Origin of the sequence: Dyadobacter sp. CY347, assembly GCF_021502655.1 — a bacterium.
Classification (GTDB): domain Bacteria; phylum Bacteroidota; class Bacteroidia; order Cytophagales; family Spirosomataceae; genus Dyadobacter.
On record NZ_JAKFFT010000002.1, the window covers coordinates 754,996 to 781,105 of the forward strand.

Annotated in this window: 23 protein-coding genes; 10 read left to right on the forward strand and 13 right to left on the reverse strand. The window is 46.9% G+C overall.

Going from position 1 to position 26,110, the window contains the following annotated elements:
- Nucleotides 1-96: 96 nt before the first annotated feature.
- The gene (locus L0659_RS03975; protein WP_235124345.1) at nt 97-756 is read right to left on the reverse strand and encodes a DUF1684 domain-containing protein; all 660 of its coding nucleotides are present in this window, start codon (nt 754-756) and stop codon (nt 97-99) included.
- Nucleotides 757-942: 186 nt separating this feature from the next.
- Here L0659_RS03975 and L0659_RS03980 point away from each other — a divergent pair, with 186 nt between their 5' ends.
- Both L0659_RS03980 and L0659_RS03985 read left to right on the forward strand, forming a co-directional pair.
- Nucleotides 943-1,320: a response regulator gene (locus tag L0659_RS03980; protein ID WP_082215385.1), complete on the forward strand. Its 378-nt coding sequence runs from the start codon at nt 943-945 to the stop codon at nt 1,318-1,320.
- 5 nt (nt 1,321-1,325) lie between these two features.
- Nucleotides 1,326-2,087 carry an MBL fold metallo-hydrolase gene (locus tag L0659_RS03985; protein ID WP_235124346.1) on the forward strand — a complete coding sequence of 254 codons (762 nt, stop codon included), beginning with the start codon at nt 1,326-1,328 and terminating at the stop codon, nt 2,085-2,087.
- 22 nt (nt 2,088-2,109) lie between these two features.
- Here L0659_RS03985 and L0659_RS03990 read toward each other — a convergent pair whose 3' ends face one another.
- Both L0659_RS03990 and L0659_RS03995 read right to left on the reverse strand, forming a co-directional pair.
- Nucleotides 2,110-2,802 (reverse strand): molybdopterin-dependent oxidoreductase, encoded by a 693-nt coding sequence (locus L0659_RS03990; RefSeq protein ID WP_235124348.1) that lies wholly within the window; start codon nt 2,800-2,802, stop codon nt 2,110-2,112.
- Between the two features lie 27 nt (nt 2,803-2,829).
- Complete coding sequence (locus L0659_RS03995) at nt 2,830-4,065, reverse strand: DUF819 domain-containing protein (protein ID WP_235124349.1); 1,236 nt, start codon at nt 4,063-4,065, stop codon at nt 2,830-2,832.
- A 174-nt stretch (nt 4,066-4,239) separates the two neighbouring features.
- On the opposite strand from L0659_RS03995, the gene L0659_RS04000 reads away from it, so the two are divergent.
- On the forward strand, nt 4,240-4,731 hold the full coding sequence (locus tag L0659_RS04000; RefSeq protein WP_255726938.1) for a (2Fe-2S)-binding protein: 492 nt from the start codon (nt 4,240-4,242) through the stop codon (nt 4,729-4,731).
- The gene (locus L0659_RS04005) at nt 4,712-6,928 is read left to right on the forward strand and encodes a molybdopterin cofactor-binding domain-containing protein (protein ID WP_235124350.1); all 2,217 of its coding nucleotides are present in this window, start codon (nt 4,712-4,714) and stop codon (nt 6,926-6,928) included. The genes L0659_RS04000 and L0659_RS04005 overlap by 20 nt, the downstream gene beginning before the upstream one ends.
- 81 nt (nt 6,929-7,009) lie before the next feature.
- On the opposite strand, the gene L0659_RS04010 is transcribed toward L0659_RS04005, so the two are convergent.
- The 3 genes from L0659_RS04010 to L0659_RS04020 form a co-directional block, all read right to left on the reverse strand.
- The gene (locus tag L0659_RS04010; protein ID WP_235124351.1) at nt 7,010-8,566 is read right to left on the reverse strand and encodes a phosphatase PAP2 family protein; all 1,557 of its coding nucleotides are present in this window, start codon (nt 8,564-8,566) and stop codon (nt 7,010-7,012) included.
- Nucleotides 8,567-8,568: 2 nt separating this feature from the next.
- Nucleotides 8,569-9,492 carry a transporter gene (locus L0659_RS04015; RefSeq protein WP_235124352.1) on the reverse strand — a complete coding sequence of 308 codons (924 nt, stop codon included), beginning with the start codon at nt 9,490-9,492 and terminating at the stop codon, nt 8,569-8,571.
- A gap of 144 nt (nt 9,493-9,636) precedes the next feature.
- A complete protein-coding gene (locus L0659_RS04020; RefSeq protein ID WP_235124353.1) occupies nt 9,637-10,188 on the reverse strand; it encodes a hypothetical protein in 552 nt (183 codons plus the stop codon).
- Nucleotides 10,189-10,332: 144 nt separating this feature from the next.
- On the opposite strand from L0659_RS04020, the gene L0659_RS04025 reads away from it, so the two are divergent.
- On the forward strand, nt 10,333-10,854 hold the full coding sequence (locus tag L0659_RS04025; RefSeq protein WP_235124354.1) for a DinB family protein: 522 nt from the start codon (nt 10,333-10,335) through the stop codon (nt 10,852-10,854).
- 25 nt (nt 10,855-10,879) lie between these two features.
- Here L0659_RS04025 and L0659_RS04030 read toward each other — a convergent pair whose 3' ends face one another.
- Both L0659_RS04030 and L0659_RS04035 read right to left on the reverse strand, forming a co-directional pair.
- On the reverse strand, nt 10,880-12,895 hold the full coding sequence (locus L0659_RS04030) for a thioredoxin domain-containing protein (RefSeq protein WP_235124356.1): 2,016 nt from the start codon (nt 12,893-12,895) through the stop codon (nt 10,880-10,882).
- Nucleotides 12,896-12,906: 11 nt separating this feature from the next.
- Nucleotides 12,907-14,538 carry a T9SS type A sorting domain-containing protein gene (locus L0659_RS04035; RefSeq protein ID WP_235124357.1) on the reverse strand — a complete coding sequence of 544 codons (1,632 nt, stop codon included), beginning with the start codon at nt 14,536-14,538 and terminating at the stop codon, nt 12,907-12,909.
- 161 nt (nt 14,539-14,699) lie between these two features.
- Between L0659_RS04035 and L0659_RS04040 the strand changes: the two genes are divergently transcribed.
- The 3 genes from L0659_RS04040 to L0659_RS04050 all read left to right on the forward strand — a co-directional run bounded on the left by L0659_RS04040 (nt 14,700) and on the right by L0659_RS04050 (nt 16,866).
- Nucleotides 14,700-15,164 (forward strand): hypothetical protein, encoded by a 465-nt coding sequence (locus tag L0659_RS04040; protein WP_235124358.1) that lies wholly within the window; start codon nt 14,700-14,702, stop codon nt 15,162-15,164.
- A gap of 82 nt (nt 15,165-15,246) precedes the next feature.
- A complete protein-coding gene (locus L0659_RS04045) occupies nt 15,247-16,551 on the forward strand; it encodes an MFS transporter (protein WP_235124359.1) in 1,305 nt (434 codons plus the stop codon).
- Nucleotides 16,552-16,686: 135 nt separating this feature from the next.
- A complete protein-coding gene (locus tag L0659_RS04050; RefSeq protein WP_235124360.1) occupies nt 16,687-16,866 on the forward strand; it encodes a hypothetical protein in 180 nt (59 codons plus the stop codon).
- A gap of 46 nt (nt 16,867-16,912) precedes the next feature.
- Here L0659_RS04050 and L0659_RS04055 read toward each other — a convergent pair whose 3' ends face one another.
- Entirely contained in the window at nt 16,913-17,644 is a 732-nt protein-coding gene (locus L0659_RS04055) for an NrtR DNA-binding winged helix domain-containing protein (protein WP_235124361.1), read from the reverse strand.
- 143 nt (nt 17,645-17,787) lie between these two features.
- On the opposite strand from L0659_RS04055, the gene L0659_RS04060 reads away from it, so the two are divergent.
- Complete coding sequence (locus L0659_RS04060) at nt 17,788-19,428, forward strand: carboxylesterase/lipase family protein (protein WP_235124362.1); 1,641 nt, start codon at nt 17,788-17,790, stop codon at nt 19,426-19,428.
- A 71-nt stretch (nt 19,429-19,499) separates the two neighbouring features.
- Here L0659_RS04060 and infB read toward each other — a convergent pair whose 3' ends face one another.
- The 3 genes from infB to rimP form a co-directional block, all read right to left on the reverse strand.
- Nucleotides 19,500-22,601: a translation initiation factor IF-2 gene (gene infB, locus L0659_RS04065; protein WP_235124363.1), complete on the reverse strand. Its 3,102-nt coding sequence runs from the start codon at nt 22,599-22,601 to the stop codon at nt 19,500-19,502.
- Between the two features lie 72 nt (nt 22,602-22,673).
- On the reverse strand, nt 22,674-23,915 hold the full coding sequence (gene nusA, locus L0659_RS04070; protein WP_026631556.1) for a transcription termination factor NusA: 1,242 nt from the start codon (nt 23,913-23,915) through the stop codon (nt 22,674-22,676).
- 87 nt (nt 23,916-24,002) lie between these two features.
- Nucleotides 24,003-24,485: a ribosome maturation factor RimP gene (rimP, locus tag L0659_RS04075; RefSeq protein ID WP_235124364.1), complete on the reverse strand. Its 483-nt coding sequence runs from the start codon at nt 24,483-24,485 to the stop codon at nt 24,003-24,005.
- 243 nt (nt 24,486-24,728) lie between these two features.
- Here rimP and L0659_RS04080 point away from each other — a divergent pair, with 243 nt between their 5' ends.
- Nucleotides 24,729-25,763 (forward strand): endonuclease/exonuclease/phosphatase family protein, encoded by a 1,035-nt coding sequence (locus tag L0659_RS04080; protein ID WP_235124365.1) that lies wholly within the window; start codon nt 24,729-24,731, stop codon nt 25,761-25,763.
- Nucleotides 25,764-25,765: 2 nt separating this feature from the next.
- Here the strand turns inward: L0659_RS04080 and L0659_RS04085 are convergent, their stop codons facing one another.
- Nucleotides 25,766-26,110, reverse strand: a complete 345-nt coding sequence (locus L0659_RS04085; RefSeq protein WP_235124367.1) for a DUF4907 domain-containing protein — start codon at nt 26,108-26,110, stop codon at nt 25,766-25,768.

The window sequence follows — 26,110 nt, forward strand, 5'->3', positions numbered from 1 at the left end:
AAGCCGGATTACAAAATTAAGGATTTAAGTCGAACAGCGCCGTCCGACTTGAAATAGTAATTGATTTTTTAATAAAATAAAAAAGGCAAAGGCCGCTTAATTATGGACAGCAGATTCAAGCTGCTCGCCGGCCAGAACGGCCACAGAAAGCGTATTTTCCTTCGGCGGGACCGGGCAGGCGTAACTTTCCTGATATACACAGTAAGGATTATAGGCTTTATTAAAATCCAGGACGATCACATTGTTCTTAATCTCAGAAACGGGATAATCCAGGTAACGGCCGCCCCCATAGGTTTCCTTTCCACTGGTTGCATCTTTAAAAAGAACAGAAATAACGCTCTCATTTTTAAGCAGTAACAGCTTCTGCTCCTGATCGCCGATCTTGAAATTGGCATAACCATACTTTTCATACTTCTCCGAAGTCCCATCTGTGTATTTAACCTCAACTTCCTTGTCATCCTTCATGTAAGGGGAAATGTTGGCCTTAATGCGGTAAGACAGGTCGGGAGCAAAGTAATGCAAGCCGTGGAAGCTTTCTTTATCGGCAATCGGGGAGTCCTCGGTGGTCCGGAACTGCTCGTCTTTGGCTGCGCGCTCTTTGAGAATGGTCGTTTTATACTGCTCGGGATTGCTGGCGATCTGGTCTTCGCTGGCGCCATTGAGGCCCGCACCCGAAAAATTTTCAACAACAAAATAGGCCAGGATCGCAATAACCATGGCGATTGTGCTGTACCGGATTACTTTATTTTTAAACATAGGGCTTCCAAATTTTTGAACGGATCACAAACTTACACCCGAAAGTGTGCTTTGAAAAAGTATAAGATGTTTATTTACTTTTTTATGATAATTTTGAATCTTCGCACCACGCCAGGTTGCGACTTTGGTTGAAATATCCCTAAATTGAGCCTGGCAAATTATTAAACACAATACCTGACCCATCATATGTCATACACCAAACGAGTACTCATTGCCGAAGACAGCTCAGTTATTCAAAATCTGGCAAGGAAGATTCTGGAATTTCAACATTACGAGATCACGTCCGTGAAAAACGGAGAGCAGGTTTTGCAGCTTCTTGAAAAAGAGGATTTCGATATTATTTTGCTGGATATCAATATGCCTGTGATGGATGGAATGGAGTGCGCAAGAAGCATCCGCAAATTGCCTAACGAGAAAAAGGCCAAAACGCCTATCGTGGCTATTACAGGAAACGCCAAGAACTATTCGGAAGAAGACTTTAAACAAGCAGGATTTGACGATGCGCTGATGAAACCTTTGAATTTTGACCGTCTGGTTGAAGTGGTCGCGCATTTGACAGAATAAACCTGATGAGGATTACATTTTTAGGGACCGGCACATCACAGGGAATACCGGTTATTGCCTGTGAATGTGCCGTTTGCCGATCCGATGACCCACGCGACAAGCGTTTAAGGACTTCCGTTTGGATCCAGGTCGATGGCAAATCTTTCGTTATTGACATCGGCCCCGATTTTCGTCAGCAAATGCTGCGGGCCAATGTAAAGGACCTGGACGCAGCCATTTTCACGCATCAGCATAAAGACCATACGGCCGGGCTCGACGATATCCGTGCCTTCAACCACCGCAGCCAGCGCGATATTCCGCTTTACGGAAGGGAGTCTGTTTTAATGCAGATCCAGAACGAGTTTGCCTATGCTTTTTCTGAAAAAAGATATCCCGGCGTGCCGCATTTTGAACTTCATAACATTAATAATGAGCCTTTTGATGTGCAGGGTGTAAAATTCACACCTATTGAGGCTATGCATCATCATTTGCCCGTGTACGGCTACCGGATTGGTGATTTCACCTACATTACCGATGCCAATTTTATTTCCGAAAGAGAACAGCAAAAAATTATAGGTTCCAAAGTCCTGGTTCTGGACACGCTGCAAAAAGAGCCGCATCTTTCGCATTTTACATTAGCCCAATCTCTGGCTCTGATTAAAGAGTTGCAGGTTCCAAAGGCCTATTTGGTGCATATGAGCCATAAACTGGGAAAGCACGCCGACATTGAAAATGAGCTGCCGGCTAATGTTCATCTGGCCTATGACGGTCTGGTGCTTGATTTGTAGATGCGCGATAAGATTGGCACCTTCAACTGTAACGGTCATTCCGCCAGGGATAAGCCGTATTGGAATAACCTCTTAATTCCCAAAATCCAAGCTTGTTTGCAGGCAGAAATTCGATCCTGCTAATCCATTTACTTCCTTTCCAGGCGTAAAGCTGAGGCGTGATCATTCGCACAGGGCCGCCATGATCGCGCTCTAACGGTTTATTGTCAGCCGTATGAACGAGCAAGACGTCGTCTTTCAACGCTTCTTCCAGCGATAAGTTGGTCGTGTATTTATCATATCCATGGCAGAGAATGTGCGTAGCGCTGGCTTTGGGCTGAACAAGAGCCGCCAGATCGGCCAATCGCACGCCTACCCAGGGCACATCCATCCGCGACCAGGTTGTCACGCAGTGGAAATCACTGACGTCCTCCGTTTGTGGCAATGCCATGAAGTCCTCACAGCTTAGGGTCACGGGCGACTCAACATGTCCGTCAATAATCAGTTTCCATTTCTGATGCGAAATATCAGGCTTGAAACCCAGGTCCAGCACCGGCCATTTCTCCGTTCTTACTTGCCCGGCGGGCAGTTTGGGCATGCCATGACGATTTATTTCACCCGTTCCCATCGGTCGCGAATCTGAAACCGAAGGTGTTGCAGACATTTGATGCTCAAAACGCGCCTTTAGCTTCATTCTGGCCTCAATGATCTTATCAAGTTTGCTGTTTTCTTCCATGTTGTTGTTAAAATAAAGATGGCACTGTTACCCTTCACTTACCCACTGCATGACCAGTGCTGTCAGATACCCGCCATATGTGCCGATTGCGTAACCTAAGATAGCAAGTAAAACGCCAACTGTTGCCAGCGATGGATGAAATGCAGCAGCAACCACGGAGGCCGAAGCCGATCCGCCCACATTGGCCTGACTTCCCACTGCCAGGAAAAAGAACGGAATTTTAAGCCATTTACAAACTAAAATCAAAATGACCGCATGGGTCAGGATCCAGATCAGGCCGATGGCAAAAAGCCCGGGATTTCCAGCCACTGCCCCAAGATCCATCTGCATCCCGATTGTGGCCACAAGCACATATAAGAATACGGAGCCGAGCTTTGAAGCGCCCACGTGTTCAAGCTTTCGTACGGGCGTCAGCGAAAGGGCGATCCCGATGAATGTAGCAATGGTTACCACCCAGAAAAAGGTTGATGTAAGGCTGTATTTGTCTAAAAAAGGATAATTTTTTGATAAATAAGGCGTGATCATATCAGCGAGAAAATGGGCTATGCCTGTTGCGCCAAATCCTGCTGCCGCAAGTAATATGTAATCCCGCACAGCTGGCGCTTTCTCATTAGCATTGTGTTGAATATCAAGATGTTGTTTGATTTCTTCGATCTGGCTGCTATCAGCTCCCAGCCAGCGGTCAATGCGCGTGGCGATCCCAGCCCCGTAAATGAGGAAAGCCATCCATAGCTCTGCAATCAGCACGTCCACGGCCACCATCTGGGAAAACAATGCGTCGCTGGGCTGAAAGACCTCCCTTAATGCAGTCTGATTGGCCCCGCCGCCGATCCAGCTTCCGGCAATGGTAGCCAGCCCGCGCCAGACCGCGTCGGCACCTTCACCAGCAACTGTTTCAGGGCTGATTAACCCAACCAACCACAATGCAAACGGCCCGCCTACCATTATCCCCAGCGTTCCAACCAGCATAGCGATCAATGCTTTCGGCCCCAACCGGCTCAGCGAACGCCAGTCCATGCCTATGGTAAAAAAGACGAGGCATGCGGGAAGGAAATATTTGGAAATAACTGGATAGAGCTGCGAGGTCGCTCCATTGACAATGCCGAAGGAGTTAAGCAGGCCCGGAATAAAATAGCAAAGCAGAAGCGGAGGCACTACGGCATAAAACCGCTTCCAGCCGATATTATCCATAGATGCCGTATAGAAAATGGCGGCCAGAATCAGCATTAATAGTCCAAGAACAACAGCGTCATTTGTGATCATTGATAGCGTCTATGGTGAGAATCGGGTAAAATTAGCTTTGTTTTTTGTTTCGACGAAAGGCGTTTGCCCGCCCATCGGGTAAAAGATTGATTCGACGAAATTTAAGTTTATAAAAGTCCTATTTTTCGTAATTTACATCCTGATTTTAGGCGATAACATTAATAATGTTTTACTATGGCGATATATAATTTATCATTAAATGGCAAAAAAGTAAAAGTCGATGTCGAGCCGGACATGCCTTTGCTATGGGTCGTTCGCGATTTTGCCGGGTTAAAAGGCACGAAGTTTGGCTGCGGAATGGCCCTGTGCGGCGCTTGCACGGTGCATTTGAATGGCGAACCGACGCGCTCGTGCCAGCTGCCGGTTTCCGGTGTAGGTAAAAACAATAAGATCACAACCATTGAAGGCATTGGGGATGGCAAGATGAATGTGCTACAAAAAGCCTGGATCGAAGAGCAGGTCCCGCAATGTGGCTACTGTCAGTCGGGCCAGATCATGTCTGCCGCGGCGCTTCTGAAATCCAAACCCAATCCAACGGATGCCGACATTGATGCCGCCATGAGTGGAAATCTTTGCCGCTGCGGCACTTACGACCGCATCAGAAAAGCCATTCACAGGGCTGCCGACGAAATGAAAGTTTCAGAGAATGGCATTGGAAAACGTTAAAAGCAACATCCAGATAACATTAGCTCCCAAGACATTGGAAAATATTCAAACAACACGCCGCGATTTTCTGAAAGCTTCGGGCATAACCACTTTCGGGCTTGCATTGGGCATTTCAGGTTTTACCCGGGACGCTTCTTTGAAAAAGATCACGCCTGCGGTCCTCCGGCTGGAAATCAATCCATTTATTATTATTGACACCAACGGCAACATTACCCTTGTTAATCCCAGACCCGATATGGGCCAGGGCTCCACGCAGGCCGTGCCCTCGCTGCTTGCCGAGGAGCTGGAAGTGAGCCTGGAAAAAGTGCTGATCGTGCAGAGTGACGGCATGGGTAAATACGGCAGCCAAACTTCCGGAGGCAGCAGTTCGGTCCGTGCGCTTTGGTCCCCGATCCGAAAAGCCGGAGCGGCTGCAAGGGAAATGCTTACGACCACGGCGGCCAAACGATGGAATGTGCCCGTTTCCGAATGCCACGCCGAAGATGCCAAGATCGTGCATCCGGCCAGCGGCAAAAGCTTTACTTACGGCGAGCTGGCCGATGAAGCCTCCAAGCTTGAAATCCCCGAAGATCCGAAGCTTAAAGAAGCCAAGGATTTCAAGATCATTGGCAAATACAATAAAAGACTTGATGTGCCTGAGCGCGTCAATGGTAAGGCGGTTTATGGAATTGATGTGGATGTGCCTGGAATGGTCTATGCCAGCATTTTACATTCACCGATGATCCATGGAAAAGTGGCGTCTATTGATGATACGGAGGCAAAAAAGATCAAGGGCGTTTTGCAGGTTATCAAAACCGAACGGACAATGCCGCACCGCACGTCCGAAGCCGTGGCCGTGGTTGCCACCAACTACTGGGCAGCTTTAAAAGGGAAAAAAGCGCTGGTTGTAAAATGGGACAATGGTGATCTGGAAAAAACGCTAAGTACAGCCAATTACTTTGCTGCAACATATGAAGCGGCTAAAAAAGAGGGCATTAATGCAGAGCAAAAAGGTGATTTTACACTAAAATACAGCGCTGCCAAAGATAAGCTCGAAGCCAATTATGAAACACCGTTTTTAGCGCACGCGCCTATTGAGCCCGAAAACGCGATCGCGCATGTGAAGGATGACGGAACAGTGGAAATCTGGGCACCCGTGCAGGGGCCCGACTGGGCGTTGCGTGATGTTTGTGGTTATATGAAAGTAAAATCCGAGCAGGTCAAAATCAATGTTACACTGCTTGGCGGCGCTTTTGGCCGGAAAGCATATCATGACTTTGTACTGGAAGCCTGCCACATTTCAAAAGTGGTTAAAAAGCCTGTAAAAGTGGTCTGGACGCGCGAGGATGACATTTCACAGGGTCCTTACCGGCCGGGAATGCTGAGTCATATGCAAGGATTTGTAGAAAACGGTAAAATTACCGGCTTTCATCACCACGCCATAGGTGAATCCATTGCCGGACAGGTTTTTGGTGACTTAAAAGAAACGGATGCAGACGCGTGGCTCAGCGGTGAGCTGGCTACTGAAAATAATAAATATCGGTTCGACGGCGCTTCCAAAGTAAGCTGGACCCACGTCAAAACGGATATTCCGGTGGTTTGGTGGCGCTCTGTATATGCGTCCAATTTCGGATGGGGCCAGGAGTGCTTCCTCGACGAGCTGGCGCATCTGGCCAAAAAAGATCCATTGAAAGCCAGAATGGAAATCCTTACCGACGATCGTTTTAAGAAAGTGCTTGAAAAACTGGCCGAAAAGGCAAATTGGGAAGAAAAAATGCCCGAAGGCGCAGGAAAAGGGCTTGCCATATTCAGCTCATTCAGCAGCATTTCAGCTTGCTGCATTACTGTTTCGAAAAAGGATCAGGGCGTTAAGATCGATAAAGTGGTTTCTGTCATCGACTGCGGGCATTATGTGAACCCGGATAATGTGAAAGCCCAGACCGAAGGCAACATTGTGATGGGAATTACCGCCGCTATCAAAGACGGCATCACATTTACCAATGGCGTGAGCGACCAAAGCAACTTCCATCAATACAATATCATGCGCCTGAACGAGATGCCTGCCATCGAAATCCATATCATAGACAGCGGCGCAGCCCCGGGCGGAGTAGGAGAGCCAGGCCTGCCACCAATCGCCCCCGCGCTAGGCAACGCAGTCTTCGCCGCAACCGGCAAGCGCTTGCGCAAGCTTCCGTTTGACATTGGTAATCTGGGCTAGTGATTTATTTTTAAATTACTCAAACAACAAAAATGGCTTCCTGATCGCTCGGGAAGCCATTTTTGCTAATATTGAAAGGTCTTATTTCGCACCATCCGCTTTCGCCCTGGCTACGGCATACTCACCGATTTTATGGCCGGATGCTAGGCCTGCTTCGCAGTCGAAGCGGTAATGGATCAGTCCGTAGATTCTTGATACGGAAGCTTCCTGGGCCATGTCGTCGATCTTTTGCTTTTCTTCCGGGAAAATGTGGGCAAGCAGTTCGGCTGCCGCCCCGGAGAATGTTGAGTGTCCCGACGTGTAGGATGGGAAATTAGGTAAGCCCACAGATGTTTTGATTTTTCTGTTCATTTGATTTGGGCGTGGGTAGTAATAAAAATACTTCACATCCCAGCAACATATTCCGGCATCCTGCAATGTTGTGCCCAAAAGCGCCAATGTTCTGGCCGTCCGCACTTCACTGAAAGAATTTTTGTGGCAAAGGTCAGCCGCTCTTCTATGCCAGTGGCCCGGAGGCGTGTAACTGCCCACGCCGTCTGACCAGAAGCTGGCAATGCGCGCCTGATCGCGGGTTTGTTTTTTGGCAATGGCTAAAAGCTCATCGATATTTTCCTGGTATTCCTTGCTCCCCAGGGCTGGCGGCGGACCCGGACGCAGCGTTTTAACGGTTTCTTTGTCAAAATTCCAGGGAGTTACAAAACCATATGTAGGCAGCATAGGCGGGCGCGCAGGCGATTCCTGGCTCACCCAAATTTCAGAAGTGCCGATCTTTTTGGCATTCGCGATCATTTCGGCAGTGGCAGCCTGGTTGTTTGCCGTTCCCATGCCATCCGTTTTGGCTCTGGCCATTACTTTGGCGCCTACTGCTTTTCCCAGTTCGGCACCGGCAGCAATATCACTTTCCACATTCATACCAGCCCATAGGCGGCTGTTTTTATGCTCTGCCAGTTTCTGCTCCAAAAATGGCACTTCTCCCGGAAACATGGCTTTCAAAACCAAAAACGAAGCTTCGGCAACCACCGCATCCTCGGAAGGATAGGATGGAAGATCCGTTACCGGCAAAATGGCCTGCACAGATGCATCGGTTTTGGAAGGCGCTTTGCGGTTGTATTTAAACTTATAATTCCAGGCACTTACCAATGCATCATACTGGGCAACGCTCAGGTAAGCCAGCGCACGTGCCGTGTAAGGCGGGTTAGCAAATGGAAACTTAGGGTCAGCCAGCGGGTTCGCCGGATCAGGCAGCGGATATTTGCCATCCTGATTGGATGCCGGCGGCGTGTTATAGCGGGCAGCCAGCTCACGGCCGATCTCGTTCCAGCGGAAAGTAGCGCCTGCACCCCAGTAATTGACGATATCGCGTTGCTGCGGGGTAATTTTTGAAGTTGTCTCTTTTAATTTTTCAATTTCTGCCTTGTATTCAGCCGAAGTAGCAGCCTTAGGTTCCGCCACTTCCACCTCGCTCGACGAGGTAAGCACATAAGGTTTCCAGTTGCCTGCATCGGCATCCATACTGGAAGGGTTGTTGACAGAAGCCGAGGGCTCGTCGATGGTTTTGTTGCAGGAAGAAATCGCAAAAGTGAGAAACAATCCGCACGCAACCAGAATATTGCTTTTTGAAATATATTGTACTTTCATTGTTATTGATGCATGTTTGGGTTTTTGTCAGCCTTGATATACCTGAATTGGTATAACACGCCCACAGAAAAAGATGTACTCTGGCCAACATTGGTTCCATCCAGAACGTAAGCGGCCCGGGCATTAACGCCGATATTTTTTGGCTGGAATTTGGCATAAACCCCGCCCACAGTGCTTTTCATATTATTGGTCGGAAAAGGCATGTCATTGCGGCGAATGTTATCACCACCGTCACAAGCACCGTATTCGGCAAAAACCTCTGCCTGAATGCCCTTTTTCAAATAACCAAGTCTCACAGATGCATCATAAGCATTGGGAACGGTTACTTTATTGGTGCTATGCAGCCTTCCGTCAGCCAGATAAGAGTCGCGATCGATATCAATGTTGCTGCGGAAAATGTAGCTTCCCGAAGCCGTCATGTAAATGCCTGTTGGCTGATGGCGGTAACTGGCTACCAGTCTGGCTGTTGCAGTTCTGCACTGCATACCAATGGACATCGGCATAAAATCGGCAATGTAATCGCCTGTAGGGATGGACGCGCCGCCAATGGCGTGCAGGGAGAATCCTGATTTGTTGATAAAACGAAATTTAAGCCAAAGGGAAGCGTCCTGAAACCCTTTCTGCCATTTTAGATTGCCAGCGCTGGTCTGCGTCCACACGTAAGGAACGCCCACGATCACATTCAGGTTTTTGGTTACGCCTACTGCCAGCATGGCCATCGCACTTTGGGTTGTGTGTGTGCCAATGTTGAGGTTTTCGCGTTTGAGCTGATTTTCCCAATACTTGTCCCAGGAACTGTGCCCGTAAGAAAGAGCCAGACAGGCCGTATTTTTCGACATATATATGGCGTCGTTAGGCATTTGGGCGAACGCTCTGCCTGTTACGCACAGCGAAATCATTAAAAGCAAAATCAGTGGTTGCTTCATTTTTCGTAAAGAATATTGCATTTGTTTTACTGAGGGGTTGTGCCGCACGCACGGGATCTCCAAAAAAGGATATAGCGCTTTCGCAGGCAATTTTTATAAATGGATAGAAAGGCTTGCGGCCGAAGATTAAAGGTCCGCCGGGATTCAGCCAAGCTCGGGAGGCGGGCTTGTTAGCTGAATGAAGTTGGCTGAATAGATATTTTTCGAAGCAACGCCTGTTGTCAATGGCGCAGGTTCGGCAAATGACACGGGTTGAAAACTTATCTCATTCGTATTTGAAACGTAATTTTTAAGCAGATTTTCCACCATTTTCATGGCTTTGCTATACGGGTCCTCAGGCAATTTCGCATTAGGGTCACTCAGGATCTGCATGGCATTGGCCAATGCGAAAAAATCATCCCTTGCCACCTGGTTGGATTGCAACGTAACGTAAAGCGTGTCGTTTTGATGCAGGACGTTGGTAGGATTGTAAAACTGATCGTTCTGGCGGATAAGTCCTTGCGGAAGATCAGTGATTTGCAGATCACCAGAATAGGGAAGCGATGGCAAATGCATTTTCACAACCATTAGATCATCGTTTGATGAGGAAACGGGTGCTTTTTGGTGGTGATTATCAAAGAAAAGTACAGCGAAAGTCAGCCCGAACATATTGTAGAGCAGCAGAACCAACAATCCTATCGGCAACAGTCTTTTCAATTTCAAGAGGATTTATATCCAAATGTAATCAAGTTAAGTACAATTCTGCAAGTGTTGTTGAAAATACTATTGCAGCAAATGCACTGTAAAAGGCATGATGCGGATTTTTCTTATATTTCAGGCTAAAAAAAGCCGTTAGAGTCCATGAAAAAATCCATGATCAGCCCAATGCCCCAGTTCTTTGACCGCTATATTAATCTGGTTGAAGACATTAACATTTTCGAAGCTTTTGATAAATACGCACCCGATCATGTTTACACGGACATTGCAAAACTCACCAACCTTCAAAACCGCGCCTACGCGGAAGGCAAATGGAGCGTAAAGGATATTCTGCAACATGTCATTGACAACGAACGCATTTCGTCCTACCGCGCCATGCGTTTTTCCAGAAATGATAAAACCACGCTTCCTGGCTATGACGAAGAGCTGCTGGCAGCCAACACCATCGCGCAGCAGCGCAGCATTGAGGAGCTGATGCAGGAATTTAACCAGGTAAGGCAAAGCACGATCTCACTTTTCAAAAGTATGAATGATGAAATGCTGCTGCGCTCCGGCTTCGCCTTCAAGTCCGACATCTCCGCCCTTGCACTAGGTTTCGTCATCATCGGCCACCCCATCCATCACATGCGCGTGATAGAAGAGCGCTATTTTCCGCTGCTTGACTAAGGCAAATTGCTAGTAGCAAACCAATCTAAACCCCAGCCAGCTGATTAATCGCTAACTCCACCTGCGTAACGGGTAGCTGGCAGGTCTTATCATAGCATAGGTAGATGGCTGTTTTTCCGTTGATGGCGGTGCGGTTTTGGAGTAGGGGAAGATTTGAGTGGGTTGTGGTGCCCATTACCAGTTTGTTTGGGACGAAGAAGCGGTCGAAATCTTTTCGCATTTCGTCTGCTTGCGGGCCTGCAATGATGATTTCTGCGGTAGGTGTGGCCCTCACGCAGTATAATGCGGCCCAATTTGTAACCCATTGCACGTCGGCGAGCATGACTTTATCCATTTTGGAAAGCATAGCATCCGAGATCTTCGTGTACTGATCATCATCCAGCATCATTCCCAGCACGTAAAGATTATGCGCCATGATTGAGTTGGATGAGGGGATTACATTGTCAAAAAGCTCTTTTTTACGTGCTATGAGCGTTTCTCCATCAATATCAGTGAAATAAAAGAAGCCTTCACTTTGATCATAAAAGTTCTGGATCGTGTAATCGGCAAGCTTTTGTGCCAGTGAGATCCACTGTTCATCGAATGTGATCTGGTAAAGTGCCAGGTAAGCTTCAATGACGGCTGCATAATCTTCCAAAAAGCCCGTTACCGTTGCCTGGCCGCTTTTATAGCTGTGCATAAGCCGGTTTTCCACCATCATATTATCCCGGATGAAAACGCCCGCGGAGACAGCAAGCTCACGTATATTTTCCTTTCCCAAAGCCCGGTAAGAATCTGCTAAGCCTTTGATCAATAACCCGTTCCAGGATGTAAGCGTTTTGTCGTCCAGGCCCGGACGAATGCGTTCCGCGCGTTTTTCTGCCAGCTTTTTAAGGGCAGCATTGTATTTTGTTTCAAGATCTACGACATTGAGCCTTAATGCACTTGCGGTCTGCAAAACAGGGCGGGTCAAATGCAAATGATTATGGCCTTCTTCCCAGTTGCCGTGGTCTGAAACATTATAAAGCTTGGCAAACCATTCAAAATCATCACCCAGGGTTTGTTCAAGCTCTGCTTTGGTCCAAATGTAAAACTTGCCTTCTACACCTTCACTATCCGCGTCCAGCGCCGAATAAAAACCACCCTGCTCGTTCCGCATTTCAATTTGTAACCATTGAATGGTGCTGATAAGGCGATCGGCATAAAGTGGGTTTTGCGTGAGTGAATAGGCTTCGGCGTAAATGCTCAGCAGCTGCGCATTATCATAAAGCATTTTTTCAAAATGCGGGATAAACCACTCGTCATCAACCGAGTATCTGGCCCAGCCTCCGCCAACATGATCGTAAATCCCGCCTAAGGCAATGCGGTTCAATGATAATTCCAGATGGGCAAGCGCCTCTGGATTTTGGCTTATGTCATAATAACGCAGCAAAAACTTGTAAATCGAAGGCATAGGAAATTTCGGCGCCCGGTCCATTCCGCCTTTTTCAGTGTCAAAGTTTCGCTGCAAATGCTCGAACATCGAGTCAAGCTCGGAAATGTCGTAACCACTATTTTTGGCTACAAGGCCGTATTTTTCTGTATCAGAAACCAGCATGTTTTGTACAAAACCTTCTGCTGAACCGGCCAGCTCGTCATAATGCTTTTGAAAGGCGTTGTTAATGCTTTTCAAAAGCTGCACCCAATTTTGCGGCGGTAAATAAGTCACTCCGTAAAAAGGCCGGCTATCGGGCAGCAAAAAAACATTCAGCGGCCAGCCGCCGCGCACACCCATGGCCTGCACGGCATCCATATATACAGCGTCTACATCCGGGCGTTCCTCGCGGTCCACCTTAATGCAAACGAAATGCGCATTCATCACCTCTGCAATCGCCTCTTTTTCAAAGCATTCCCGCTCCATTACATGGCACCAGTGACAAGCCGAATAGCCAATGCTGACCAGGATCGGCTTGTTTTCTGTTTTGGCTTTGCTTAATGCTTCTTCGCCCCAGGGATACCAGTCAACGGGATTGTGTGCATGTTGTAATAAGTATGGGCTGGTTTGCTGGCTCAGGCGGTTCATAATTGCAGGTGTTATTGATGAATGACCACTTTTTTGGTAATGGTCCTGTTTTCGCTGACAAAGCGGGCAAAATATATGCCAGCAGATAACCTCGGCAAATCGATCCGCGCACGCGTTTCGCCTGAAACGGCTTTCAGCTGCTTACTAAGCACAACCTGGCCTTTTGAATTGAGCAATGAAAAATCTACATCTGTAACACCATTGATGCCATTTAATACAACATTCATCTCAAATTCAACGGGATTGGCATAAACATACGCATCAGACAGGTCCGGCTCAACGCCATTGACCGTATCATTCAGGTCGAATTTGCATAGAAGAACTTCTTTCCCTTTCAGCTTAAGACTTTTAAACCACTTCTGATGAAAAACCACGATCTCGGTTTCGGCATTATCTGCCGCATATGGGTTCTGAGCGGCGATCAGAATGTTACTGCCCTTGACTACGCCGCGCCAGATCGGGTTTTGCAGCTCCATATGGTCGCGCGCTGATTGCGGAATAACCAGCTCATACGTCCCCTCGAACATATCTTTGAAAGCAGACAGCCGGTAAAGTCCGTAAATAAAGCGCTCGTAAGGTTCATAATTCTCCTGCCTGTTTCCTGGAAAGCCTGGATTCTCCCAAAGCCATAAGCCTTTCGCTCCCGAGAAAAATGGGAAAATAGCCGTTGCTTCCGCCACAAATGGCGCAATCAGCGGAGTATTTGGATCATAACTGTCATGAACCCGCATCCAAACAAACGGAATGATGGGTTTATCGCTCCAAGCACGGTTTGCTTCAATGTTAAACAGCAGATAGGACAGATAATCCTTTCCGATCGGATTGTCATAACCATAATAATAGTAGGGCGAAGGCGTCAGGAATTGCTGTGCATCATAAAAGCTGCCGCCGATTTTGCCTGCATTGTCCTGCACCAGATAATGCGTCCGGGCGGGGTTGGTGGTCCAGTCCTGCCAGCTGTTGGCGGTAATGTTCAGCCAGGTGTTGCGCACGGGAACGTCGCTATAACTGCTCAGCGGAGCGGTAACCCCTTTGGCCCGAAGCCGTTTGGCAGCTTCGGTATACCACCATCTCATGTCTCTTTTATAGGTGGCCAGAAAGTCTGCATCCGACAAATTCCGGTAGTTCTGGGGAATCTGGCTATTGGATTTTAACGCGAGAATGTCGCGGTCTTCGCGCTGCATGCGCTCAATGTCCATACAGATGATATCACTTCCCTTCGCTGTTTCGGCGTAGTTATCCCAAAAACTTCGGTAGGCGGCCGTGTCATTTCCCCAGGGGCTGCGCAGGGCATTATCTGCCCAGGGCTGGTTGCCGCTTGATGTGGCAACGCCATACCAGATCAATGCGCGCTTGGCAGCGGGCAATGTTGCAAGCTCCGAGCCGCTGAATGTTGCAAGGTGGCTGAATCCGTGTTTGAGCGGTTGCGACTGCGTATCACCAAAGCGCGTGGCATTGTAAATGATGGTGAAAGGCAGGGTGAATTCCGGAATTTTTTCCCATTCAATCCTATTATTAACCTTGACCGGATTTAGTATATAAGCGGGCTGGCAGTCCTGGGCCGAAACGGACATCGCCTGCGCCAGAACATAAAATAAAGTGGTGTAAAAAACTCTCACATACATATTGGTAAAATGGATCATAAGAATTGACCAGACAAATTCGTTACTTTTGCAGCGTTGGTATTTGATTTTTCCGCGAAACGCTTTCCGAGAAACGCTTTCCGCGAATGGTGCAGAGATTTCAATATATTAATGACAAAGTAAGAAAAGAAATTGCCTGGAACATAAAATATAAAACTGATATGAGACGATTGCTCCTTATTGCCCCTCTTTTTTTGGCCATCCTTTTAATGGCTTGTGATAAAGAAAAAAAAGAGAACCCCAACCCAACGCCGCCGCTATCTGAAAAAGATAAAATCCTGATCAACTATCCATGGCGGATGTCTAATGTAACGGATCTTACGGGCAAAACTATCCCGTTGAATCTGTTGAATACGCAAACGCGGGCTATTAAGGAGGTAATGGACATCCAGTTCCTTCAAAACAATGTTACCAAAGCGATTGATCAAGGCTCAAAGCAAGTGATCAACGGCGGGACATGGTATTTGAAAAATGAGGACAAAACGCTTGACATTAAGATCTCAGGCTTCTCGGGCGAGTTTGGTGTTGAGGAGATTTCTAACAACAAATTAAGATTAAAAAGCAAAATGCCTGTCGACAAAGTCGAGCAGGAAACGATCATGGTTTTCGAGCCTGTGATCAAATAAACGAGCACATTTTGGTATAATTCAATAAAAGCGGCCGGTTAAATCTGCCGCTTTTATTATTTTGTGGCAAATTCAACCCTGAATGAAAAAGAACGATCCCAAAATCATAAATGCCTGGTACATGTACGACTGGGCCAATTCGGTTCACGCGCTCGTTATCGTATCCAGTATTTTCCCCGTTTATTTCAGCGCCACAGCATTAAAGGCCTCAGGAACCCTTTTCACTGATTTTTTTGGATTTCAAATTAAAAGCTCCGTGCTGTTTACCTACACGGTTTCGGCCTCGTTTCTGATCACCGCGCTTTTGATCCCTTTGTGCACGGCTGTTGCCGATTATAGTGGCAAGAAGAAAAGATTTATGAAGTTCTTTTGTTACCTGGGCGCTGTCAGCTGCATGCTGCTTTATTTTTTTACCAAAGACACCCTGGTTCCCTCGGTCATTCTGTTCGCACTGAGCCTTATCGGTTGGAGCGGCAGCATTGTATTTTATGACTCTTACCTTCCTGAAATTGCCACCGAAGACCGCTTCGATTCGTACAGCGCCCGCGGGTTTTCTTTGGGTTACCTGGGAAGCGTGCTGCTGATGCTCTTTAATTTAAGCATGATTTTAGCGCCGGCATTTTACGGCATTACCGATAAAGCGCTTCCTGCACGGATCTCATTTTTTACCGTTGGACTCTGGTGGATACTTTTTGCCCAGATCCCATTCAAGTATCTGCCTGCCAACAAAGCCGCCAAGCAAAAACCCGGAAACTGGATCTTCAACGGCTTCATTGAGCTCAAAAAAGTTTACCGTAACCTAGGTGAGCAGCCCTTTCTGGCCAAGTTTCTGAGCGCATTTTTTATTTACACGATGGGCCTCCGAACGGTGATGTACGTGGCGACGATCTTTGGTGCTACTGAGCTGAAACTGCCATCACAAAGCCTGATCGTAACTGTGCTGCTGATTCAAATTGTAGGCATTGTCGGCTCATTTACATTTGCCTGGCTGTCGGGCAGAATTGGGAACATTTTTGCTTTAATGGTTGGCGTCTCGATCTGGATCGGCATTTGCGCTGGCGCTTATTACACCACCGAAGCCATGGAATTCTATTTTGTTGCCTGCGCGGTCGGCATGGTCATGGGCGGAATACAGTCGCTTTCGCGCTCGACGTACTCCAAGCTGATCCCGGAAAATATTACGGACACAGCTTCTTATTTCAGTTTTTACGACGTCACTGAAAAACTGGCCATCGTTGTGGGTACATTCATCTACGGCACAGTCGAATACCTGACCGGAAGCATGCGAAACAGCATTCTTGCACTTCTGGTTATATTTGTTTTCGGGCTGATTTTGCTTTCCCGCATTCCATCCAAAAAAGCCTATCATTCTTCTTCGCCTTCCTGAATTTGCCCTGCGATAGTGCAATTGAAGCAAGTGATCGAGCTCATTTTCAGGCGAATTACATCATCATACCACATGTGAATGAGGATGATGGAACGGTTTTTTGGTCTAAGAAATTTTCACCTTAAACCGAAATTTATGAAAGCGATCGTAAGAGTAGTTTCATTTTTAAGCCTAAGTGCATTTTTAAGCCTTGCAGCCTGTAACAGCAATAAAGAAGGGGACGGCACTAATGGAAATATGGATTCAACAGGCATGGACAGCCAGACAGAAATGGGGACAGATACTATGTCCACTGATACAGCAGGCACTATGTAACCGAGTTTTTTTTATACCCAAACAGGGGCGCTCATCAGGCAATAACCTAAGTTACAGGAATAAACCTATACAAGTAAGGAGCCTTATGAGCGCCTCCTGTCCATTTCTTCGCAATTCTTTCCAAAATACCCAAGCCCAGCATTTTTCGCTGGAAAGCGGCCCTTATTAATTTTTTATTCAAAATTGTCTCATAAAGTCCTTGCAGCTCACCCATGGTAAACTGTTGGGGCAGGAGGTTGAAGCCAATTAGTTTGTGATCCAGATCCTGCTGAATGGTTTGCAGCGCTTTGGCCAGGATATGCTCGTGGTCCTGCATTAGCCTGGGAAGATCCGTCAGGTTAAACCATTCGCAGCTATCCGAAATGCTATCCGGCGTGGGAAGCGCCTTTGTGAAATCTACAAGCGCATAATAGCCCACGGAAACAAAGCGGCTCAGCAGCCAGTGGTTATCCCCCGGAAAAAAACCACGGGCGGCCATAATTTTTTTAAGCGGCTCTGTATCATGCCGACTTTTATCCCCGAAAGTGTAAAATTGTTCCAGGAAAATATCTTTCAGTCCGGTTCTGTGAAGCAAGATCCGCCTTGCTGCCTGATTCATATCCTCATCTTCATGCACAAAACCACCTGGCAGGGCGAAAAAGCCCGTGTTCTTGTAGGTTAATAACAGCACTTTCAACTCGTTTTTGTGAAAGCCAAAAATGACTGCGTCAATGGCAATTCCGGGTAAATATCCCGTTCCCGTAGGGTTTGTTTCCTGTTTTTTAAATTCCTGATCCATGGCTATACTGGCATTATTGAGGCAAGTAACAAAAAGATTTGTTAACAGGAAGATTTTAAATTATCATTGTAACATATTGATACAATATAAATTTAATGTACGATTTATACTTTAAATGTTACAACATGTTAAACTTTTATTTCATGCCAAGACAGCTATCGCTGGCCATTTTGCTTTGCATAAACACTTCAATGAATGTTTTTGCTCAGAAAACTAATCAGGTAACCGTTGAGAACGGAGTTCTGGAAGGAACAAGGCCGGCCGGATCCGGGCTTTTGATTTTCAAGGGTGTCCCTTTTGCCGCGCCGCCTGTGGGTGAGCTGCGCTGGAAGGAACCGCAGCCAGCCCAGAACTGGCAGGGCGTGCGCAAAGCCGACCAGTTTGGAAACAAGCCTATGCAAAAACCCATTTTCGGCGATATGGGCTTCCGTTCGAAAGATATGAGCGAGGATTGTCTTTATTTGAATGTCTGGACTCCGTCCAAAACCATGAAGGAAAAATTGCCTGTCCTGGTCTATTTCTACGGCGGTGGGCTTGCTGCCGGTGATGGTTCTGAGCCAAGATATGACGGGGAGACATTAGCCAAGAAGGGCATTGTTGTAGTGACATTGAACTACCGACTGGGCATTTTTGGCTTTTTCTCACATCCTGAACTTACTAAGGAATCGCCCAATAAATCTTCTGGAAATTATGGCTACCTGGATCAGCATGCAGCGCTGCTTTGGGTTCAGAAGAACATAGATAAGTTCGGCGGCGATCCTAAGCACGTGACCATTGCAGGGGAATCGGCAGGGTCAATCTCAGTATCTGTACAGATGGCCTCGCCATTATCAAAAGACCTGATTGCAGGCGCAATTGGAGAGAGCGGGGCAGGCATCAACCCGACACTGGCCTCAATGCCTTTGGCCGAAGCTGAAAAGATCGGTGAAGCATTTGCAACTGGCGTAAAAACGGGCAGCTCGCTTCAACAGCTCAGAGCGCTTTCGGCTGCTGATCTTCTCGAAGCAGCTTATACACCCGGCCAAACGCGCACGGCGACTACACCAACCATTGACGGTTACTTTTTACCGAAAACATTGCCTGAAATCTTCGAGGCTGGCCAGCAGGCGAAAGTGCCCATTTTAGTTGGCTGGAATTCTGCCGAAGTGCCTTATCAGGTAGTTTTGAAGGCCGATGCGCCCACGCTTGACAATTACAAGAAAGCAGTTGGCGGCTTATACAATGATAAAGCGGAGCAGGTTTTGAAACTATATCCGGCTGCTTCGGATGCAGAGGTTGTTAAGGCAGCGACGGAGCTTTCCAGTGATCGTTTTATCGTTTACAGCACTTGGAAATGGGCTGATCTGCAAATCAAAACGGGTGGAAAACCAGTTTACCGTTATGTTTTCTCGCGTATTCGCCCGGCGATGTCGGCTGCGATGGGAAATGCAAAAGCAGGCTTCGCCGGTGGTGTAATTAAAGATGATGCGGCCAAAGCGGCGCCCGCAACACCGGTAGCAGTAGGAGCGGCCCACGCTTCTGAAATTGAGTATGCATTAGGGAACCTGGCCAGCAACAAAGTTTATGACTGGACGCCCGATGATTACAAAGTATCTGCAACCATGGTGGATTACTTTGCAAACTTCATTAAAACAGGAAATCCCAATGGCAAAGGACTACCGCAGTGGGACGCGAACACAGGCAGTGCGCCAGTGAAGTTCATGAACATTGATGTTAAAAGCGAGCAGAAAACAGAAAGCGACCGCGACCGCTATTTGTTTCTTGACAAGGAATATATGAAGTGACATTGAAGGGTCAAACGACAAAAGCCCTGCACCGGATCGGTGCAGGGCTTTTTTGCTATATGCCTTGACTGTTAAAGTGTTCTTTTCACTTCACGAAGCTCGAAGCTTTCGATGATGTCGCCCACTTCAATGTCGTTAAAGTTCTTAATGCTCAAACCGCACTCGTAACCGTTTCTAACTTCCTGAACGTCGTCTTTGTAACGTTTCAGCGAGTCGATTTCGCCGGTCAGCAGTACGATTCCTTCACGTACAACGCGTATCTTATTGCTACGCTTCACATAGCCATCGGTAACATAGCAACCTGCAATGGTTCCGATACGGCTGATCTTGAAGACTTCGCGGATTTCGATATTTCCGGTGATGATCTCTTCAATAGAAGGAGCAAGCATACCCGTCATCGCATCTTTGATCTCATCGATCGCCTGATAAATAACTGAGTAGTGGCGGATTTCGATTTGATCCTGCTCTGCCATTTTCTTGGCATTGGAAGAAGGACGAACCTGGAAGCCAATCACGATCGCATCGGATGCAATGGCAAGGTTCACATCGGATTCGGAGATCTGACCCACTGCTTTGTGGATAATGTTCACCTGCACCTCAGATGTTGAAAGCTGCAATAACGAATCGGAAAGGGCTTCAACCGATCCATCCACATCACCTTTAACAATCAGGTTCAACTCACGGAAGCTTCCGATGGCCTTACGACGTCCGATCTCTTCAAGCGTAATGTGTTTACGCGTCCGGATGGACTGCTCGCGCTGGATCTGCTCACGTTTGGTTGCGATATCGCGGGCATCACGTTCGTTTTCAAATACATTGAAACGATCACCTGCCTGCGGGGCTCCGTTCAGACCAAGCAACTGCACCGGCATGGATGGTCCGGCTGATTTCAGCTTTCTACCCAGATAGTCGGTCATGGCTTTCACCTTTCCGTAATGCGATCCTGCAAGGACCACATCACCCACCTTCAAAGTTCCGGTCTGTACAAGAATGGTCGTCACATATCCGCGGCCCTTATCAAGGGATGCTTCTACAACGGCACCTACTGCACGGCGGTCCGGATTGGCTTTCAATTCAAGGAGTTCAGCTTCAAGCAATACTTTTTCAAGCAGCTCGTCGATACCCATACCTGATTTGGAAGATATTTCCTGAGTTTGGTATTTACCACCCCATTCTTCAACGAGAAGGTTCATATTGGCCAGCTCTTCACGAATTTTTTCCGTGTTGGCACCGGCCTTATCTACTTTACTGAATGCAAATACAATAGGAGCACCGGCAACCTGGGCGTGGTTAATTGCCTCACGTGTTTGCGGCATGACGCTGTCGTCAGCTGCGATCACAATGATAACAACGTCGGTAACATTGGCACCACGGGCACGCATCGCTGTAAATGCTTCGTGACCCGGTGTATCCAGGAATGTAACCTGTTTTCCGGTTTTGGTTTTAACACTATATGCACCAATGTGCTGGGTAATTCCCCCCGCTTCACCGCTGGCAACGTTTTCCTGACGGATATAATCCAGAAGGGAAGTTTTACCGTGGTCAACGTGACCCATGATCGTAACGATCGGCGCTCTTTCTTTCAGGCTTTCCTCATCATCGACTTCTTCCTGCACATCATTCTGCACTTCTTCTTCGGCAGAGATGAATGCTACTTCAAAGCCAAATTCATCGGCGATGAAAGTGATCGCTTCCGCATCCAGACGCTGGTTGATTGATACGAACATGCCCATGCTCATACAAACCGAGATTACTTCCTGAACCGTTACGTCCATTAGGGAGGCCAAGTCGTTTGCAGAAACGAATTCCGTTACGCGCAATACTTTTGTTTCGTCTGAATCCAGCCCGTTTGGATCGTTCTGATCTCCACGGTCTCTGCGACGCGTTCCTTTTCCGCCACGACCAACATTTCTGGTGTTTCCACCACCCATGCGGGCCATTGTAGCTTTAATGTTATCTGAAACTTCTTTATCTGAAACTTCTTCTCTTTTAACACCACGGCGGTTATTGCCTGCTGCTCCGCTGCGGTTACCCGGGCCGCTTCTGGCTGCTGCATTACCTGCTGCCGGCGTTGTGCCTGGTGCAGCTGGTGCTCCCGGAGCTGCCGGACGGTTGCCTGTGCGGCTTCCTGCTGGCGGAACATTGGCTTCCTTGGGTCTTGCAGGTGCATTAGGATCAGCTGCTGTTGTTGCAGGACGGTTTTCACCGGCAACCACAACGCCATCACGGATTCTCTTGCGTTTTCTGCGTCGTTTTTTATCTGCTGCTGTATCACTGCTGGATGCAACAGGATCTTTTTTCTTAATCTTATCAGAAGGAAGCTCGATTTTTCCAATCACACGAAGACCACGAAGCTGCTCTCCTTTGGCCTCGATCAGATTATTTTCACCTGCTTCTTCACTTGCAGCGGCAGGCGTCTCGGCCTGAGCTTGTGCTGGTTCAGCAGGAGCTGACGCTTCGGCAACCGGAGCGGCTGCTGGCGCTTCTGTTTGTGGTTTTTCGTCGGGAGTGGACGCAACTGCTGGCTTTTGCTCTTCAACCGCCTTGGTTTCCTGTGGCTGCTCAGCTTTTGGCTGCTCGATAACCGGCTCCTGTGGTTTTTCAGGCGCTTTTTGTTGTACATGCTCAGCTTCTGGCTTTACCTCAGCAACAGGTTCTGGCTTAGGCTCTGGTTTTGGCTCAGCGACGGGAGCGGGTGCTTCTGCTTTTTCAGCAACAACTTCCTTGGGAGCTTCTTTCTTAGGCTCCTCAACTGGCTGTGCCGGCGCAGGTCTTTTTGCGTCTAAATCTATTTTACCAACTACCTTAATTCCAGGCAGGCGGTTCTCAAAAGCAGATTGACCATTTGATTCAGCTTCTTCAACAACAGGTTTCTCTTCTGGTTTAGAAGGACTGTTACGGAAGTAAAGAATTCCATCAACATCACTTTTTACTTTTTCTTCCCTGGTTTCTACCGGAGTTTCAGTCTGAGCTGGTTTAAAGGAAAGGGATGATCTCAGATCATCAGATTTGAAATCTTTCGCAAGAAATTCAATCTGATCAGAATTAATCTTTGTATTCGGGTTACTCTCCACCTTATACCCTTTGGCAGACAGGTGATCCACGATCGTAGTAATTCCTACGTTCAGGATCCGTGCCACTTGGCTTAGGCGCATCATTTTATCTTCTGCCATATTAGCAATTAGTAGAAAAAGTTTTGCATTGGCAGATCTAACCCCTGGATTAAAACTGCCGGTTATTGTAAATTATTCAAACTCTTTTCGAAGAATGTCAAGAACTTCTTCAACCGTTGCTTCTTCAAGATCGGTTCTTCTGACAAGCTCTTCTTTATTAAGTGCCAGCACGCTTTTGGCTGTATCCAGACCAATTTTGTGCAGTTCACTGATTATCCATTCGTCAATTTCATCAGAGAATTCTGTCAGATCGACGTCTTCGTCGTTTTGCTCTTCAATATCTCTGAAAACATCAATCTCCATTCCAACCAGCTTGCCGGCCAGCTTAATATTCTGGCCACCTTTACCGATCGCAAGTGAAACCTGATCGGGTTTAAGGAAAACAGAAACACGCTTGGCATCGCGGTCAATCTGCATTGAACTTACTTTGGCCGGACTTAGCGCCCTGCTGATCAAAAGTTCAAGGTTGTCGGTGTAATTGATAACATCTATATTCTCATTACCAAGCTCACGAACGATCGAATGGATCCTGGATCCTTTCATACCTACGCAAGCGCCTACCGGATCGATTCTATCATCGTAGGATTCTACCGCAACTTTTGCGCGTTCCCCTGGTTCACGAACAACACGTCTTACTGAAATAATTCCATCATAAATCTCAGGAATCTCCACTTCGAAGAGTCTTTCAAGGAAAACAGGTGAAGTTCTTGACAATGTGATCTTTGGGGAACCATTGTTCATCTCCACCTTATGGATCACAGATTTTACGGATTCTCCCTTGCGGAAGCGGTCTTTTGAAATCTGCTCGGTGCGCGGCAGTGAAAGTTCGTTGCCTTCCGAATCGACAATGATCACTTCGTGTCTTAATGTCTGATAGACTTCACCCGTGATCATTTCACCCACCTGATCCTTATATTTCTCGAACATGATTTCTTTTTCCATGTCCTTGATCTTTTGGATCAGCGTCTGTCTTGCCGTTTGAACCAGCCTGCGGCCAAATTCAACCAGCTTAACCTCTTCTGCAACTTCTTCACCTACTTCAAAGTCACCCTGGATCTTGCGGGCTTCTGCGAGTGGTATTTTGTTATAATCCCAGATGTCCTCAGAATTGTCGTCAACGATTTCACGCGTCCGCCACATTTCAAGGTCACCGCTTTCTGGGTTAATGATTACATCAAAATTATCATCAGTGCCGTATTTCTTACGAATCATTGTGCGAAACACTTCTTCCAAAACACTGATCATCGTGGGACGATCGATGTTTTTAGAGCTTGCGAACTCGGCGAATGATTCAATTAATATTCCGCTATCCATTGCTTATGTTATAGATATTTGCTGATACTAAGTTATACATATTATATAATTGATTACAAATCAGAAAAATGGATCTGGCTTGCAACTTTATTTAAAAGAAATTTCTATTAAAGCCTTTGAAATATCGTCAAACGGAATATCCCGGATCAACTCTGCTGGGTCGATGGGTGTTTTCGTCTTCTTTTTAGGTGCAGGTAACTGTAATTTTACAATTTCTTCACTTGCCTCGATCAGCGTTCCTGAAATTACCTCTCCCGTTTTCAATGTTACCTTTAAACTTCTGCCCAGGTTTTTTTGATATTGCCTTAACAAAAGTAAAGGTTGGTCTAATCCAGGCGATGAAACTTCAAGTGTGTAGGCATCTGCAAAAACTTCCAGTTCTTCCAGCTGCTTGGCCAATCTTCTACTGATGGACGTACATTGCTGAATGGTTATCCCTTCATCACTATCGATAAGAATTGAAACTTTTTGACTTACCTTGGAAGGCTTAATGATGATATCTACAAGGAAACAGTTGCCATCCTCAAGAAGGGGTTCCAGCAAAGCTTCCAACTGCTCTTTTATTGTCATGTACGGCTTACTGCAAATAAAAAAGGGGATTTAAGACCCCCTCAATCAATCGATCAAAATAGAATTATTTGCAAAGGTAAAAATATTTTATCATTTGTACAAGTTAAAGCAGATGTCTTCGAAATTCATATCGATCCTCTATTTTTGTCAAAATATGCGATATTTGCCTTAATGAAAGGGTTTAAAAATTTCCTCTGGTTCCTCTACAAGTGTTTTGCGACTTATACCATCCTGATTTACATCATGATACTCTGGGTGCCACTGAAAGGGTGGGTGGCCGGCTTTATGATGATGTCCTTTCCCGTTGTCGTGATCATTCATCTGGTCAGTATTCCAATCTGGTATATTGTTGAAAGAAAACGGGCTTTGCTTCCCCTGATTATGTTCGGGTTAGCCGGAATTTTTCTGAACAGGACCTACGGCTTCGGCCATCAGGCGGATCCTGTGGCGCTGGAAAAGTCATTTTCTGTGATGAATTATAATGTGCACAGCTTTCAGCGAAACGAAGATTTAAAAAATCCCGGCGTAAGGCAAGGCATTCGTGAAATGAAGGCCTGGATGGCTTCTTCGGACGCCGACATTCTTTGTATGTCAGAATATTTCAGCGACCGGGGAAGGCTGTTTAATATTAACCAGACTCTGGATAGCAGCGGATACAGCCATAGCGCCTTTTATAGCAGAAACAACTCTGATAGCCCAACGCATTCGTCCGGACTTGCGATTCTGTCCAAATATCCGATTATTGCCAAAAAGGATACGATTTTTGAAGCTCAGAATGGCCTTCTTCAAGCCGATATCAAAATAAAGGGGGATACGGTTCGTGTTATTGCTGTACACCTTTATTCAATGACATTGAAACTGAGCACTTTGGTCCGCCAAAAGCAGGTGGAAGGTGTCAAGAAGGAGGGCAAGATTACTTTTCAGCGCATGCGCAATGGTTTTATCAGAAGGTCGTCGGAAATGGGCGCACTGGAATCTTGGATCAATGCATCACCTTACCCGGTCATTGTCTGCGGCGATTTCAATGAGATTCCCTATGGCTATGTGTATAGCAAAATGCGGGGCTTGCTTAGAAACGGGTTTGAGGAAAAAGGGGAGGGCTTTGGCTTTACATTCAACCACCTGCCTTATTTTATCCGCATAGATCACCAGTTTTACAGCAGTGACAGGCTTCAAATCCAGGATTTTACGACATTTAATCAGGTAGGCTACTCAGACCATTATCCTGTGATGGGACATTACCAGTTCCAAGATCGCTCGGCAGTAAAGAAGGACTGATATTAATACTGAATCCCAAGACTATCCAGCTCGCTTGTAGAAACGGATGGCGGGAAAATGCCGTTCTGCAACTTGTGCTCAACAAGCTTGCCCGTTTCAAGCGCCGACTGCTCATCCTTAAAACCGCCCGTTCCGGCAATTCCAGGAATGCTAAGCTGCTCGATAATGGGCGTTCCATTGTCCAGAACGCGGTAACCCCAGCCTGATTCACCTTTTACTGTTACAACCTTAAAATGGCGAAAGCCTTTGCCATCTGCACCTATATCTTTTTTTGTAAGAAAGATATAAGTAGCAGCAGCAAAGGCCAGTATGCCTATTATAACAATGATTTTCTTCTTAAAGCTCAC